Below are 15106 nucleotides of genomic sequence, written 5' to 3'. Positions count from 1 at the left end.
GGCCCCCACGGCCGGAGTCGTGGGGGCCCTGTCAGGGGTTCAGCGGGTCAGCCGGTGTCAGCCGTTGCGCTTCCAGCGCGGCTTGTCGTCGCGGCGGCCACCGAAGGAGCCGGTCGAGCCGGAGCCCGACGGGCGGTGGTCGTCACGGCGGCCGTACGGGCGGTCGCCGGCGCCGCCGGAGCGGAAGCCACCCGTGGGTCGGTCGTCACGGCGGTCGCGGTTGAACGGGCGGTCGCCGCCGCCGGAGCGGAAGCCGCCGCCGGAGGTGCGGTCGTCACGGTTGTAGGTGCCGTTGCCCGTGGCCGGACGGTCGCCGCCGGAGCGGAAGCCACCGGACGGACGGTCGTCACGGCGGAAGCCGCCACGGTCGCCACCACGGTCATCACGGTTGAAACCACCCGAGGGGCGGTCGTCGCGACGGAAGCCGCCACCCGCGGGACGGTCGCCACCGGAGCGGAAGCCGCCCGACGGACGGTCGTCACGGCGGAAGCCGCCACGGTCGCCACCACGGTCATCACGGTTGAAACCACCGGACGGACGGCCGCCGCGGTCGCCGCGGTCGTCACGGCGGAAGCCGCCGCGGTCACCGCCGCGGTCGCCACCACGGTCACCGCCGCGGTTGTCGCGGCGCTCGAAGTTGCCGCGGTCGTCGCGCTGGGCGCGCTGCTCCTCGCGGCGCTCCTGCGCGGCCAGTTCGGCGGCAGCGGCCGCGGCGGCAGCCGCGACTTCCGCCTCGGCGGCCTCGGCCACCTCGGCGACAGCGGCCTCCGGGTCCTCGCCGCGCTCACGGGCGGAGCGGGCGACCAGGCGGTCGGCCTCCTCGCGCAGCTCCACGGCACGGCGCGACAGGCGCTCGAGCTGCTTGGTGAGCTCGGCGACCTCGCGCTCGGCCTGCTTGGCGGCGTTGTTCGCGGAGTCGGCCTGGACCTCGGTCAGCGAACGGGCACCGGTGATCTCGGCGACCTCCGGGTCGAAGGCGCCGACGCCCTGGACGATGTGGCGCGTGGCGTCGACGCCCGCGTCCTCCATCAGGCGGAAGATCTGGCGGCGCTGGTGCGGCAGCGCCAGCGAGACCACGACACCGGACTTGCCGGCGCGGGCGGTACGGCCCGAGCGGTGCAGGTAGTCCTTGTGGTCGCCGGCCGGGTCCACGTTCAGGACCAGGTCGATGCCGTCCACGTGGATGCCGCGGGCGGCGACGTCGGTGGCGACGAGCGCGTTGACGTAGCCGTCCTTGAAGTCGGCGAGGACGCGGGTACGGGCACCCTGCGTCATGCCGCCGTGCAGCGCGTCGGCCTTCACGCCGGACTCGACGAGCTGCTCGGCGATGCGGTCGGCGCCCAGCTGGGTGCGGACGAAGATGATGGTGCGGCCCTTGCGGGCGGCGATGGCGGCCGTGACCGGCGCCTTGTCCTTCGGCTTCACGACGAGCACGTGGTGCGTCATGGTCGTGACGTTGCCCTGCGCGCTGTCGACCTCGTGCGTGACGGGGTTGGACAGGTAGCGCTTGACCAGGGTGCCGATCTCGTTCTCCATGGTGGCGGAGAAGAGCATGCGCTGGCCGCCGCCGGGGATCTGGTCGAGCAGCTCGGTGACCTCGGGCAGGAAGCCCAGGTCGGCCATCTGGTCGGCCTCGTCGAGGACGGCGATCTTGACGTTCTCGAGGGAGCAGGCGCCGCGGTTGATGATGTCGCGCAGACGGCCCGGGGTGGCGACGAGGACGTCGACACCGCGCTCGAGGGCGTAGATCTGGTTGCTCATCGAGGTACCGCCGCAGACGACCTTCATCTTCAGGCCGAGGACGTCACCGTAGGGCTGGAGGGCGTCCGCGACCTGCATCGCGAGCTCACGGGTCGGCGTGAGGATGATCGCGCGGGGCTTCTTCTTGTCGGTGTGCCCGCCCGCCAGCAAGGCCAGGGTCGGCAGACCGAAGGAGAGGGTCTTGCCGGAGCCGGTGCGGCCGCGGCCGAGGATGTCCCTGCCGGCCAGGGCGTCCGGGATGGTCGCGGCCTGGATCGGGAAGGGGGCGGTGACGCCGTTCTGCGCGAGCTTGCGCACGATGCCGTCGGGCAGACCGAGGTCGCCGAAGGTGATCGTGGGCTCGGCGTCGGCGTCGGACTCGCCGTCGAGGGACGCGAGGTCGTCGAGGGAGTCGAGGGACTGGTCGGCCGTCACGTCGGCCTCGAGGGCCTCGATGGTCTCGTCGACCACGAGGGCCTCCACGGCGTCGACGATCTCGTTCGAGTCGTTCTCGGGCATGACGGCACGGTCAGAACTGGAAATGGACATGCGAAATGCGAAACCTTCCGGAGTCTCGGCACGCGCCCAAACTCCGTGAATCGCAAATCGACCGCCTCAATGCGGTCAGCCACGGCTAGGGAGAGTACGCGCCACACGGCGCTCTTCGGATTCGGCGCCGGGCAATGGGATCAAACGATCTATAACCATACGCACCCTCCCCCGGGTCTGGCAAGTCACTCGCTCGGGAACCCCGCTGACCTGCGGAGACTGCCTGAGCTCGGGGGCGGGACGAGGCGGGAACGGCAGCGCGCGGGACGCCGGAACGGCGCCCCGCGCTACGACCCCGACCCCGGGTCGGGCTGCTCCGAGGTGGGCGGCGGCAGCGTGGGTTCCGTCACAGGGGGCGTCGTGGCCGACGGCTCGGGGGCCGGGGTGGGCGACTGCTGCCCGCCGCCCGTGCCACCGGAACCGGAGCCGCCGGAGCCGCCCGACCCGCCGGAGCCTCCCGAGCCCCCGGAGCCGCCCGACCCCGCCGGGCCGCCCCCGGGGGGCTCCTGCGGCCCCTGGCCGCCCGCCCCGCCGCCGGGTCCGGCCGACGGCGAGGGCACTCCCGGCTTGCCGTTGGTGGTGCCCGGGCTCGGCGAGGCCCCGGTCGCGCCGGATGCCTTGCCGTCCTCCTTCGGCCTGCCGTCCTGGCCGCCCCCACCCTCCTTCGCGCCGTGCCCGTTGCCGTGCACCCCGGATCCCCGTCCGGCCGCGGACCCCCCGCCGGCGGCCGCGCCGCGGCCGTCGGACGAAGAGGAGGGCCCGGGCTTCGCCGAGTCCTCGCCGACACTCATGCAGCCCGCCGTCGCCGCGACCGCGAGCGCGGTGACGGCCAGTCGGAGGGAAGCGGACAACTGGCGCACGAGGGCACCTCCGAGCCTGTGGGATGAGCGGTCCGCATGTGCGGGTCAAACAGCCCAACTCCGTTGGAGCCGCGAGGGACACGCCCTCAGCCGAACAGCCCCTCCGCCAGCCGCCGGCCGAGCAGCACGGCGCCCAGCCCCACCAGCACCGATGCCGCCACGTTCGCGGCCGCGAGGAACGTCCGGCCGCGCTCGGCCAGCCGCAGCGTCTCGTAGGAGAACGTCGAGTACGTGCTCAGCGCCCCGCACAGCCCGGTACCGAGCAGCAGCTCCAGCCGGCCGGAGGCGGCCCCGGCCAGCACCGCCCCGGTCAGCGCCCCCAGCAGCAGGCAGGCGGCCGCGTTGACCGCGAAGGTGCCCCACGGGAACAGCCCGTCGCACCGCGCCTGCACCGCGCGGTCCGTCAGGTACCGCAGCGGCGCCCCGACCACCGCGCCCGCCACCACGAGCAGCCAGTTCACCGGGGGGCCGCCCGCCCGCGGACCGCGCGGCGCGTCACCGCTGCCGCCGCCCACACCGCGCCCAGCGCGGCGAGCAGCGTGAGCCCCGCGTACGCGAGCGCGGCGGCGGCCTCCCCCTCGTCCAGGAGCCGCGAGACGTCCAGCGCGTACGTCGAGAAGGTGGTGAAGCCGCCCAGGACCCCGACCCCGGCGAAGGGCCGCAGCAGCGGATGCGGCGGCGTCCGGCCGCCCTCGCCGATCAGCACCATCAGGACGCCGATCAGCGCGCTGCCCCCCGCGTTGATCACGAGCGTGGCCCACGGGAAGGCCCCGGGGCCGGCCGGCCACAGCAGGCAGATCCCGTACCGCGCCGAGGCGCCGACCGCCCCGCCCGCCGCCACCGCCGCGAGCACGCGGCCCTGCGGCTCGGCGGCCTGCGCGGGGACCCGCAGGTCGACGTCCGGGTCGACGCCCTCGCCGCCGGGGACGGCCGGACGGGTCATCCGTAGCCCAGCGCGTGCAGCCGCTCGTCGTCGATCCCGAAGTGGTGGGCGATCTCGTGCACCACGGTGACCTCCGTCTCGGCGACCACGCTCTCCCGGTCCTCGCACATCCGCAACGTGGGGTTCCGGTAGATCGTGATCCGGTCCGGCAGGACCCCGGCGTACCACTCGCCGCGGTCCGTCAGCGGGGTCCCCTCGTACAGGCCGAGCAGCTCGGGGTCGTCGGCGGGCGGTTCGTCCTCGACGAACACCGCCACGTTGTCCATCAGCCGCGTCAGCTCCGGCGGGATCCGGTCCAGGGCCTCTGCGACGAGCTCCTCGAACTCCTCGCGCGTCATCTCCAGCACCGGGCCATTGTCCCCCCGGCGGGGGCACCCGCCGCTTGCCGCGGGAAACCGTTTTGGCGATAGCTCCCCGGATCCCATATGCTTCTCACGTCCCCGACGCGCTGGAAAGTGCCCGGCGGGCCTTTAGCCCTCATCGTCTAGTGGCCCAGGACGCCGCCCTTTCAAGGCGGTAGCACGGGTTCGAATCCCGTTGGGGGTACGCATTACCGTGTGCAAGACTTGGTCTCGCACACTGCAAGGTCCTGTGGAGCAGTTGGTTAGCTCGCCACCCTGTCAAGGTGGAGGTCGCGGGTTCAAGTCCCGTCAGGATCGCTGAAGCCGGAAACGGTTTCGTGGCTGGGTAGCTCAGTTGGTACGAGCGATCGCCTGAAAAGCGATAGGTCGCCGGTTCGACCCCGGCCCCAGCCACCATCGAGAAGGCCCCGTCCATCGGACGGGGCCTTCTCTCGTCACTCCGCCTCGCGCGCCGTCCGGACGCCGCGGCGCCACCGCGCCAGCCCGACGATCGCCGCCCCCGCCGCGATCAGGCCGAGCAGCGCCCCGTCCGGGACCTCGGCCGACACCGACCGCACCCACTGCTCCACGGCGAACGAGTCGTCCACGTCCAGCAGCCCCGGCAGGGCTCCGGCCCCGTCGAAGACCAGGAACATCGTGCCCAGGGCGATGAAGAAGAGCCCGGACAGCAGTGAGGTGGTGTGCAGCCGGAAGCGGCCCGCCGTGACGGCCCGCCCGCGCAGCCAGCGCCGTCCGCCGAGGTCGAACCGCTCCCACAGCAGGGCCAGCAGGAACAGCGGCACCGCCATGCCCAGGGCGTAGACGGCCAGCAGCACACCTCCGTAGACGGGGCTGCCGCTGACCGCCGCCACGGTGAGCACGCTGCCGAGGATCGGGCCCGCGCAGAAGCCGGCCAGTCCGTAGACCGCGCCAAGGGCGTACACCGACAGGGCGGTCGTCGGCCGGATCCGCCCCGACAGCTCGGCGGCGCGCCGGGAGGCGAAGCCCAGGCCGAGGATCTGGGCGAGGCCCAGCGCGATGATCAGCCAGCCGCCGGCGAGGACCAGCGCGTCGCGGTTGCCGTGGAAGAACCGGCCGGCGTACGAGCCGGCCGCCCCCAGCGGTACGAGCGTGGTCGCCAGGCCGGCGTAGAAGATCCCGGTGCGCGCCAGCAGCCGGGACGCGGAGTCGATCGAGTACGCGAAGAAGGCGGGCAGCAGCAGCGCGCTGCACGGGCTGAGCAGCGCGAGGAGGCCGCCGAGCAGGGCGGCCAGGTATCCGATGCCGGTCACGGGCGGGCCGCCGCCGCGGCCTCGGCGATGGCGGCGGTGAAGGCGCCGAGGGGCTGGGCGCCGGCGAGGGGCCGCCCGTTCACCAGGAACGACGGGGTGGAGGTCACGCCGATGCGGTAGCCCTCCTCCCGGTCCCGCTTCAGCGCCGCCGCGGCCTGCTCGCCCGCCATGTCCTTCCTGAAGCGCTCGAGGTCGGGAACGCCCGCCTGTCCGGCCAGCTCCAGGAGGCGGGCCTCGCCGAAGCCCTTCTCCTTGGCGCCCTCGGCGTACGCGGCGGCGTGGAAGGCGGCGAACCGGTCCTGCTGCCCGGCGGCCCAGGCGGCCTTGGCGGCTGCCTCGGACTCGGCGCCGAAGATCGGGAAGTTGCGCCACTCGATGCGCAGGGTGCCGTCCCGCACGTACTTCCTGACGAGCTCGGGCTCGGTGTCCCGGGCGAACTTGCCGCAGTAGCCGCACTTGAAGTCGGAGTACTCGATCAGTACGACGGGGGCGTCGGCGCGGCCGACGGCGAGCTTGTCGCCGGGTTCGCGGCGGGCCAGCGCCGTCAACTCGGTGGACGGGTCGGTACGGGGGGCCGCGGACGCGCCCGATCCGGAGCCGGACCCCGCGGAGGGCGCGTCCGTGGAGGCGGTGGACGCCTGCCAGGAGACGAGGCCGAGGGTGAGCGCTGCGAGGACGACACCGGCGGCGATGTGCGGGGCCCGGGTGGACTTCGCGCCGGGCCGGCCGGGCGCGGCGGTCTTGCCGGGCTGGGCGGGCTCGGCGGGCTCGGCGGGTCGGGCGGGTCGGCCGGGCTGGGGAGTGGGCATGCGTGCGTGCTCCAGGCGTGCGGGGTCGGGGAGGCGGGCCGGTCGGAGAATGCCTTCTGGACGCGCGGCACGGAGAGCTCCACCGGACCCGGCGCCGGCTGCGGCGGGACAAGGTGGCCTGCCTCTCACTCGTACGGCCGGGGGACTCGTCCCGAAATGGTACGGGTCCGCCCCACAAATGCGTTCGCCACCCGGCGGCCCCGGGTGAGATCCTCGACCAGGTATGTCTACTTCCTTCGCCGCCCTGCAGACGCTTCTCGGTGAGATCTCCCTCCGCGACGCGCACCGCCTCGGCCGCCGCCTCGAGGGCGCCCGCCGTATCCGCAAGCCCGAGGCCAGGCAGGCCGTGCTCGACGAGATCGCCGCGGAGGCCGCGAAGGCCGCCGCGCGACTGGCCGGCCGTGCCTCGCGGATGCCGGAGGTCACGTATCCCGAGAACCTGCCCGTCAGCCAGAAGAAGGACGAGATCGCCGAGGCGATACGCGACCACCAGGTCGTGATCGTCGCGGGCGAGACCGGCTCCGGCAAGACCACGCAGATCCCCAAGATCTGCATGGAGCTGGGCCGCGGCGTCCGGGGCATGATCGGGCACACCCAGCCCCGCCGGATCGCCGCCCGTACGGTCGCGGAGCGCATCGCCGAGGAGCTGAAGTCCGAGATCGGCCAGACGGTCGGCTGGAAGGTCCGCTTCACCGACCAGGTGGACCAGGACGCGACCTTCGTGAAGCTGATGACCGACGGCATCCTGCTCGCCGAGATCCAGACGGACCGCGAGCTGCGCGCCTACGACACGATCATCATCGACGAGGCCCACGAGCGGTCGCTGAACATCGACTTCCTGCTCGGCTACCTGGCCACGCTGCTGCCCAAGCGCCCCGACCTGAAGGTGGTCATCACCTCCGCGACCATCGACCCGGAACGGTTCTCCCGGCACTTCGGGGACGCGCCGATCGTCGAGGTCAGCGGGCGGACGTATCCGGTGGAGGTCCGCTACCGGCCGCTGCTGGAGGAGGACGACGAGGACGCGGCGGACAGCGACCGGGACCAGATCACCGCGATCTGCGAGGCCGTGGACGAGCTCCAGGCCGAGGGCCCGGGCGACATCCTGGTCTTCCTCTCCGGAGAGCGCGAGATCCGCGACACCGCGGACGCCCTGAACAAGCGCAACCTCCGCTCGACCGAGGTCCTCCCCCTCTACGCACGCCTCTCCCACGCCGAGCAGCACCGGGTCTTCCAGCAGCACACCGGCCGCCGGATCGTCCTCGCCACCAACGTCGCCGAGACCTCCCTGACCGTCCCTGGCATCAAGTACGTGATCGACCCGGGCACCGCCCGGATCTCCCGCTACAGCCACCGCACCAAGGTCCAGCGGCTGCCCATCGAGCGGATCTCGCAGGCCAGCGCCAACCAGCGCAAGGGCCGCTGCGGCCGCACCAGCGACGGCATCTGCATCCGGCTCTACTCCGAGGAGGACTTCGAGGCCCGCCCGGAGTTCACGGACGCCGAGATCCTGCGCACCAACCTGGCCTCCGTCATCCTCCAGATGACCGCCGCCGGGCTGGGCGAGATCGAGAAGTTCCCCTTCATCGACCCGCCGGACCACCGCAACATCCGCGACGGCGTGCAGCTGCTCCAGGAGCTCGGGGCGCTCGACCCGGCGGAGAAGGACCACACCAAGCGGCTCACGCCCATGGGCCGCCAGCTCTCCCAGCTCCCGGTCGACCCCCGGCTGGCCCGCATGGTCGTGGAGGCGGACAAGAACAACTGCGTCCGCGAGGTCATGGTCATCGCCGCCGCGCTGTCCATCCAGGACCCGCGCGAGCGGCCCTCGGACAAGCAGACGCAGGCCGACCAGAACCACGCCCGCTTCAAGGACGAGACCAGCGACTTCCTCTCGTTCCTGAACCTGTGGCGCTACGTGCGCGAGCAGCAGAAGGAGCGCGGCTCGTCCTCGTTCCGCCGGATGTGCAAGCAGGAGTACCTGAACTTCCTGCGGATCCGCGAGTGGCAGGACATCTACTCGCAGCTGCGCACGGTCGCCCGGACCATGGGATTCCACGTCGAGGAGCCGTCGGCGGGTGCGGACGCGCCCGACACGAGCATCCACATCTCGCTGCTGGCCGGCCTGCTCTCGCACATCGGGCTCAAGGACACCGACAAGAACGAGTACCTGGGGGCCCGGTCCGCCAAGTTCGCCATCTTCCCGGGCTCGGCGCTGTTCAAGAAACAGCCGAAGTTCCTGATGTCGGCGGAGCTGGTGGAGACCTCGCGGCTGTGGGCCCGGGTCAACGCCAAGGTGGAGCCCGAGTGGGTCGAGCCCCTCGCCCAGCACCTGATCAAGCGCACCTACAGCGAGCCGCACTGGGAGAAGGACCAGGCGGCTGTGATGGCCTACGAGAAGGTCACGCTGTACGGCGTGCCGATCGTGGCGCAGCGGAAGATCAACTACGGGCGGATCGACCCCGAGGTCTCGCGCGAGCTGTTCATCCGCAACGCGCTGGTCGAGGGCGACTGGCGCACGCACCACAAGTTCTACGCGGACAACCGCAAGCTCCTCACCGAGGTGGAGGAGCTGGAGAACCGGGCCCGGCGCCGCGACATCGTGGTGGACGACGAGACCCTCTTCGACTTCTACGACCAGAAGATCCCCGCGCACGTGGTCTCCGGGGCGCACTTCGACTCCTGGTGGAAGCACAAGAAGCGCGAGGAGCCCGAACTCCTCGACTTCGAGCGGGAGATGCTGCTCACCGAGAAGGCGGCCGGGGTCACCAAGGCCGACTACCCGGACACCTGGCGGCAGGGGCAGCTGTCGTTCCGCGTGACCTACCAGTTCGAGCCGGGCGCGGACGCCGACGGCGTCACCGTCCACATCCCGCTCCAGGTGCTGAACCAGGTCCGGGACGAGGGCTTCGACTGGCAGATCCCGGGCCTGCGGGAGGAGGTCGTCACCGAGTTGATCCGGTCGCTGCCGAAGCCGATCCGCCGCCACTACGTCCCGGCACCGAACTTCGCCGGCCGCTTCCTGGACACGGCGGTGCCCCTCCAGGAGCCGCTGCCGGTCACGCTGGCGCGCGAGCTCCAGCGGATGGTCGGGGTGCCGGTCTCGGCGGAGGACTTCGACCTGACCCGGATCCCGGACCACCTGAAGATCACGTTCCGGATCGTTGACGAGCGCCGCCGCAACCTCGCCGAGGACAAGGACCTGGAGGCCCTGCGGCTGCGGATGAGGCCGAAGGCCCGCCAGGCGCTGTCCAAGGCCGCCGCGGCCACCGCCGAGCGGGCGGGCGGGGAGTCGGTGGAACGCACCGGGCTGACCGACTGGAGCATCGGGACCCTGAGCAAGGTGTTCGAGACCCGCCGGGCCGGCCAGCCGGTGAAGGCGTACCCGGCGCTGGTGGACGAGGGCTCGACCGTCTCCGTACGGCTCTTCGACACCGAGGCCGAGCAGCAGCAGGCGATGTGGCTGGGCACCCGGCGGCTGATCATGCTGAACATCCCGGTGAACCCGGCCAAGTTCGCCTCGGACCACCTGACGAACCAGCAGAAGCTGGCCCTCTCCAGGAATCCGCACGGCTCCATCCAGGCGCTGTTCGACGACTGCGCGACCGCGGCCGCCGACAAGCTGATCGCCGACCACGGCGGCCCGGCGTGGGACGAGGCGGGCTTCCGCAAGCTCTACGAGGCCGTCCGCGCCGACCTGGTGGACACCACCGTGCGCACGGTGGGCCAGGTGCAGCAGGTGCTGGCGGCCTGGCAGGCCTGCGAGCGCCGGTGGAAGGCCACGACCAGCCTCGCGCTGGTCGCCAACCTCCAGGACGTGAAGACGCAGCTGGCGGCCCTGATGCCGGCCGGCTTCGTGACGCTCACCGGACTGCGCAGGCTCCCGGACCTGATGCGCTACCTGGTGGCGGTGGACCGGCGCCTCCAGCAGATGCCCACGGGCGTCCAGCGCGACACCACGCGCATGGAGAAGGTGCACGAGATGCAGGACGAGTACGCCTGGCTGCTGGAGCAGTTGCCGAAGGGCCGCCCGGTGCCGGCGGAGGTCAGGGAGATCCGCTGGATGATCGAGGAACTGCGCGTCAGCTACTTCGCCCACGCGCTCGGCACGGCCTACCCGATCTCCGACAAGCGGATCGTGAAGGCGGTGGACGCGGCGGCCCCGTGACCGGGAACGCTCGGGTTCGACCGCACCCCCTGAGCTGCTGTACAGTCTGATTCGCAGCCCGCCGAAAAGGCTGCGGAGCAAGGTCCTGTGGAGCAGTTGGTTAGCTCGCCACCCTGTCAAGGTGGAGGTCGCGGGTTCAAGTCCCGTCAGGATCGCAACAACGTCAGGGCCCGCAATCCCCCCGGGGATTGCGGGCCCTGACGCGTTGGCGGGGCACTCCGCCGCGCGGCCTGGCCCGAGACGGATCCCCCGGCGGCTCCTGGGGCCCACCGAGGCCCACCGGCGACTTCGGGAGCCTGCCGCGCGGTTCGGCGGCTCAGAGGTGCCTCAGGGCGGACCAGAGCGGCTCGGAGCGGCCTGGAGGCGGCTCGGAGCGGCCTGGAGCGACCTGGGACCGGCGCGGAGCGGCGTGGAGCGCCCCGGGGCGCCCCTGACGACTGCGAAACCGCCCGCCGCATTCCACGCCCCGATCCTCACCCATCCGGCCGACCGGACGCCCGTCCGGCCGCCCATCCCGCGAGAATCCCCCGTTCGCATGAGGCGCTGTGGGGCGGTCGTCCCCTTACGGGGTGCATTCCCGTGAATACAAGAGTGATCATCTGTGACGGGAGTCACCGTATGAGTTTTTGCGATGTGTACGTTTATCGCACCCATACACCCGCTCGATTTAATATGTGCAATGGCACCTGCCTCGGCGACCACCGCACACCAGCCCGATTCCGCCCCGACCCGGGCATAAAAAAGATCGCGCTGGACCCGGCGGAGTCCAGCGCGATCGACGGCGTGTGAACCTGTTGGGGCAGGCCCGGGCCGTATGAAGCAGTGTGGGTTTCATCGGATTGGGGGACCCGATACGAACCCGTTAAAACAGGGGTGCTTGCGCGACCTCAGGCCTCGCTGCGCTGCTGCGGAATTCCCGCGAGCAGTGCGCGAACCTCGGCCTCGCGGTAACGGCGGTGTCCACCCAGGGTGCGGATGGACGTGAGCTTGCCAGCCTTGGCCCAGCGGGTGACCGTCTTCGGGTCCACGCGAAACATCGTGGCGACCTCAGCCGGGGTCAGCAGCGGCTCGGCATCAGGGGTGCGAGCGGTCATGAGCGGCCTCCTCGGGAGAACCGAACCATCTCGGTTCTTTCCTCTAAATTCTGCACCTTGGCCCGCGTTGCCCGAAATGGACATACGCGGGCCGAGTCGGTTATAGGACGAACGGCTTGTCCTCGGCACTACAACTACACCATCCGTCCAGCCCGAAGGGCCAAACCGACGGAATTGCCCTCCGAGGTGTTCATCAGCGGCGGAAGCCGATGGACCGCCCCATAACGGACAGTCACCCCACTGTGACGATCAGTCACAGAGCGATCAGGAGTCGTCAGACCCCCCGTAGAGCGCAATGCCGAGCATTCCGCCCTTACTTGGACGGAAGGAACCCTCCCCGGACTCCTTGTCCTATTTTGGCACGAGGCTAGGGGATGGGCGCAAGGGTGTGGTTAGTGCGGTCCGTCACGCTTGGGCCAATGGCCCGTATCGGGACGTAGGTCCCGGCACAACGTCCCTAAAGAGATGATCAAGCCCCTGATCAGCCACTTATGACCGAAAGACCGATAGGGACGGGTACGTACGGGTGCCTTGCAGGGCGATCGGGGGCAGCCGGGCCCCCGAGGACTAATTCGCGAACAGTCTCTCCCGGACCGCCCTCCACCGCTCCGCCAGTTCCTCGTAGAGCCCGGCGGCGCCGTCCTCGTCCCCCGCCCGCAAGGCAGCGATCCCCTCCGCCAGATCGGCGGCCGAGCGGTCCGCGGCCAGCCGGTCCGCCGGCAGCGCGTGCACCAGCCCGCCGTAGTCCAGTTCGACCATCGACCGCGGGTGGAACTCCTCCAGCCAGCTCCCGACCTCCACCAGCCCCTCGGCGAGCATCCCGTAGCCCTCCGCCTCCCGCAGGGTCCGCAGGGCGCGGGCCAGGCGCCGCCGGGCCTGCACCATCGGCGTCCGGTAGCGCAGCCGCTCGCCCGGCACGTACTCCCGCTCCTGGTCCGCCACCAGTACGAACCAGCGCAGCGGGACCTGCCACACCGCCGTCCGGATCCACGGCCGGGCGTCCGGGTTCCGCTCACGCCAGCGCTCGTACTCCTCGGCCGCCCGCCGGCGCACCGGCGGGGGCAGCGCCGCGTCCAGCACCGGCAGCGGGAACCACCCGACCAGTTCCTCGAGCGCCAGCCAGCCGCGCAGTCGGGTGCGCCACGGGCAGACCAGCAGCACCCCGTCGACCTCGGCCGTGAAGGCGTCCGCGCTCTCGTGGGCCGGCACTCCCACCACGGGCACCCGCACCAAGTCGGTGAGCGACCGGCGCAGTTCGTCCTGCGCGGTGGGAGCCGCACCGCGCCGGGCGTAGTCCGCCCAGTGCGCGCGCTCCGGTTCGGCGAAGGCCGCCAGGGGTTCGTAGACACGCAGGTAGGAGGCGTACGGGACGGCCGGCGCCGAGCGCGCGGAGGGCAGCAGGGGTTCGGGGGATTCGCTCACGCTCTCGTACTCCCCTTTTTGCGGCCGCGCTACCTCCGGCCCGCCAGTGACACGGGAGTGTTCCGATCCTCGGACAGGCGGTCCCCGCGCCCCCCGCAGGTCTTACGCTGCTCCCAGCACGCCCTCCCCCACCCGCAGGGCGGGCGTTGTTTCCGCGCCGCATCTCTTCCATGGGAGTCACCACCGTGACCGAAATGACCGACGGCGTCCTGCACACCCTGTTCCGTACGGAGCAGGGCGGTCACGAGCAAGTCGTGCTGTGCCAGGACCGAGCCACCGGCCTGAAGGCCGTCATCGCGATCCACTCCACCGCCCTGGGCCCCGCCCTCGGCGGCACGCGCTTCCACGCGTACGCCTCCGACGAGGAGGCCGTCCTCGACGCGCTGAACCTCTCGCGCGGCATGTCGTACAAGAACGCCCTCGCCGGTCTCGACCTCGGCGGCGGCAAGGCCGTCATCATCGGTGACCCGGACGTGCTCAAGAGCGAGGAACTGCTGCTGGCCTACGGCCGGTTCGTGGAGTCCCTCGGCGGCCGCTACGTGACCGCCTGCGATGTCGGCACCTACGTCGCGGACATGGACGTCGTGGCGCGCGAGACCCGGTGGGCCACCGGCCGTTCCCCCGAGAACGGCGGCGCGGGCGACTCCTCGGTGCTCACCGCCTTCGGTGTCTTCCAGGGCATGCGCGCCAGTGCCCAGCACCTGTGGGGCGACCCGACCCTGCGCGGTCGCAAGGTCGGCGTGGCCGGAGTCGGCAAGGTCGGCCACTACCTGGTCGAGCACTTGCTCGCGGACGGCGCCGAGGTCGTGATCACCGACGTCCGCGAGGAGTCCGTGCGGCGGATCCTCGACAAGCACCCGGGCAAGGTCACCGCGGTCGCCGACACGGACGCCCTGATCCGCGTCGAGGGCCTGGACATCTACGCCCCCTGCGCGCTCGGCGGGGCCCTCGACGACGACACCGTGCCGGCCCTGACCGCCACGATCGTCTGCGGCGCGGCCAACAACCAGCTCGCCCACCCGGGCATCGAGAAGGACCTGCAGGACCGCGGGATCCTCTACGCCCCGGACTACGTGGTGAACGCGGGCGGGGTGATCCAGGTCGCCGACGAGCTGGTCGGCTTCGACTTCGACCGCTGCAAGGCGAAGGCCGCGAAGATCTTCGACACCACCCTGGAGATCTTTGCTCGCGCGAAGTCGGATGGCATCCCGCCGGCCGCGGCAGCCGACCGGATCGCCGAGCAGCGGATGGCGGACGCCCGCTCCGCCCGCTAGCCGGCGGCCCCTCCGGGGCATCCGGGTGCGCCCGCCGGGGTGCGGGGAGACGGAACTCACTGCACTTCGGCGGGTCGCGGGCCGGGAAAGCGTTAAAATCGCGGTGACCAGCGGGGACGGGGCGCCTCGTTGGTACTGCACCGGGGCGCGTCATGCGGGCGGCGTACCGTATGGCCGCGGAAGCAGGTACCGTTAAACCCCTACGGACGGTCTCTTCACGGAGAGCCCGCTCCGAACCATGAACGCGTGTCAGACTCTGGGGCCGTCGAGCCCCGTCACCGAGGGGGTCGAGCCATGGGGCGCGGCCGGGCCAAGGCCAAGCAGACAAAGGTCGCCCGCCAGCTGAAGTACAACAGCGGCGGGACTGACCTCTCGCGTCTGGCCAATGAGCTGGGCGCATCGCCGACGGATCCGCTGCTGCCTGTCAGCAAGCCGGTCGAAGTCGATGACGATCTGGATGACGACGACGACCCGTACGCCAAGTACGCGGAGCTGTACAACAGCGATGACGACGACGAGGACGAAGAGTCCGGTCCGTCGGCACGGCGTCGCGGCGCTTGACGCTTTCCCAGAAGCGTCTGCACGACAAGGTCACAGACTGAAACCCGGTCCAG

Annotated in this window: 12 protein-coding genes and 4 tRNA genes; 7 read left to right on the top strand and 9 right to left on the bottom strand. The window is 71.5% G+C overall.

Annotated elements, in window-relative coordinates; translation table 11 throughout:
• Positions 1-57: 57 nt before the first annotated feature.
• From AC07FY_RS12665 to AC07FY_RS12645, 5 genes are all read right to left on the bottom strand, one after another.
• On the bottom strand, positions 58-2289 hold the full coding sequence (locus AC07FY_RS12665) for a DEAD/DEAH box helicase (RefSeq protein ID WP_479004481.1): 2232 nt from the start codon (positions 2287-2289) through the stop codon (positions 58-60).
• A gap of 287 nt (positions 2290-2576) precedes the next feature.
• The gene (locus AC07FY_RS12660) at positions 2577-3149 is read right to left on the bottom strand and encodes a hypothetical protein (RefSeq protein ID WP_479004479.1); all 573 of its coding nucleotides are present in this window, start codon (positions 3147-3149) and stop codon (positions 2577-2579) included.
• 86 nt (positions 3150-3235) lie between these two features.
• Positions 3236-3610 carry a fluoride efflux transporter FluC gene (locus tag AC07FY_RS12655; RefSeq protein WP_479004476.1) on the bottom strand — a complete coding sequence of 125 codons (375 nt, stop codon included), beginning with the start codon at positions 3608-3610 and terminating at the stop codon, positions 3236-3238.
• Positions 3607-4092: a FluC/FEX family fluoride channel gene (locus AC07FY_RS12650; protein ID WP_479004473.1), complete on the bottom strand. Its 486-nt coding sequence runs from the start codon at positions 4090-4092 to the stop codon at positions 3607-3609. Before AC07FY_RS12650 ends, AC07FY_RS12655 begins: the two co-directional genes overlap by 4 nt.
• Positions 4089-4439, bottom strand: coding sequence for a metallopeptidase family protein (locus AC07FY_RS12645; RefSeq protein WP_030012899.1), 351 nt, complete (start codon positions 4437-4439; stop codon positions 4089-4091). Before AC07FY_RS12645 ends, AC07FY_RS12650 begins: the two co-directional genes overlap by 4 nt.
• A gap of 126 nt (positions 4440-4565) precedes the next feature.
• Here AC07FY_RS12645 and AC07FY_RS12640 point away from each other — a divergent pair.
• The 3 genes from AC07FY_RS12640 (at position 4566) to AC07FY_RS12630 (ending at position 4850) form a co-directional block, all read left to right on the top strand.
• Positions 4566-4638, top strand: a tRNA-Glu gene (locus tag AC07FY_RS12640).
• Positions 4639-4677: 39 nt separating this feature from the next.
• Positions 4678-4751, top strand: a tRNA-Asp gene (locus AC07FY_RS12635).
• 22 nt (positions 4752-4773) lie between these two features.
• A tRNA-Phe gene (locus AC07FY_RS12630) sits at positions 4774-4850 on the top strand.
• Between the two features lie 38 nt (positions 4851-4888).
• Here AC07FY_RS12630 and AC07FY_RS12625 read toward each other — a convergent pair.
• Positions 4889-5725, bottom strand: a complete 837-nt coding sequence (locus tag AC07FY_RS12625) for a cytochrome c biogenesis CcdA family protein (RefSeq protein ID WP_479004470.1) — start codon at positions 5723-5725, stop codon at positions 4889-4891.
• Complete coding sequence (locus AC07FY_RS12620; RefSeq protein ID WP_479004467.1) at positions 5722-6534, bottom strand: DsbA family protein; 813 nt, start codon at positions 6532-6534, stop codon at positions 5722-5724. The genes AC07FY_RS12625 and AC07FY_RS12620 overlap by 4 nt, the downstream gene beginning before the upstream one ends.
• Before the next feature lie 223 nt (positions 6535-6757).
• On the opposite strand from AC07FY_RS12620, the gene hrpA reads away from it, so the two are divergent.
• Positions 6758-10702, top strand: a complete 3945-nt coding sequence (hrpA, locus tag AC07FY_RS12615) for an ATP-dependent RNA helicase HrpA (protein ID WP_479004464.1) — start codon at positions 6758-6760, stop codon at positions 10700-10702.
• An 81-nt stretch (positions 10703-10783) separates the two neighbouring features.
• Positions 10784-10857: transfer RNA gene (locus tag AC07FY_RS12610), tRNA-Asp, on the top strand.
• 732 nt (positions 10858-11589) lie between these two features.
• Here AC07FY_RS12610 and bldC read toward each other — a convergent pair.
• Positions 11590-11796 carry a developmental transcriptional regulator BldC gene (gene bldC, locus AC07FY_RS12605; protein WP_003949541.1) on the bottom strand — a complete coding sequence of 69 codons (207 nt, stop codon included), beginning with the start codon at positions 11794-11796 and terminating at the stop codon, positions 11590-11592.
• Between the two features lie 567 nt (positions 11797-12363).
• On the bottom strand, positions 12364-13218 hold the full coding sequence (locus AC07FY_RS12600; RefSeq protein ID WP_479004462.1) for a DUF8083 family protein: 855 nt from the start codon (positions 13216-13218) through the stop codon (positions 12364-12366).
• 185 nt (positions 13219-13403) lie between these two features.
• Here AC07FY_RS12600 and AC07FY_RS12595 point away from each other — a divergent pair, with 185 nt between their 5' ends.
• Complete coding sequence (locus AC07FY_RS12595; protein ID WP_479004459.1) at positions 13404-14492, top strand: Leu/Phe/Val dehydrogenase; 1089 nt, start codon at positions 13404-13406, stop codon at positions 14490-14492.
• A 294-nt stretch (positions 14493-14786) separates the two neighbouring features.
• Positions 14787-15053 (top strand): DUF3073 domain-containing protein, encoded by a 267-nt coding sequence (locus tag AC07FY_RS12590; RefSeq protein WP_479004457.1) that lies wholly within the window; start codon positions 14787-14789, stop codon positions 15051-15053.
• Positions 15054-15106: the final 53 nt, after the last annotated feature.

This window comes from Streptomyces sp. NPDC045967, assembly GCF_056430495.1.
This window is presented reverse-complemented; position numbering and strand designations above follow the sequence as displayed.

Coding starts and splice junctions, on each gene's coding strand:
- hrpA (WP_479004464.1), top strand. CDS start 6,758: ATGTCTACTTCCTTCGCCGCCCTGCAGACGCTTCTCGGTGAGATCTCC.
- AC07FY_RS12590 (WP_479004457.1), top strand. CDS start 14,787: ATGGGGCGCGGCCGGGCCAAGGCCAAGCAGACAAAGGTCGCCCGCCAG.
- AC07FY_RS12620 (WP_479004467.1), bottom strand. CDS start 6,534: ATGCCCACTCCCCAGCCCGGCCGACCCGCCCGACCCGCCGAGCCCGCC.
- bldC (WP_003949541.1), bottom strand. CDS start 11,796: ATGACCGCTCGCACCCCTGATGCCGAGCCGCTGCTGACCCCGGCTGAG.
- AC07FY_RS12665 (WP_479004481.1), bottom strand. CDS start 2,289: ATGTCCATTTCCAGTTCTGACCGTGCCGTCATGCCCGAGAACGACTCG.
- AC07FY_RS12650 (WP_479004473.1), bottom strand. CDS start 4,092: ATGACCCGTCCGGCCGTCCCCGGCGGCGAGGGCGTCGACCCGGACGTC.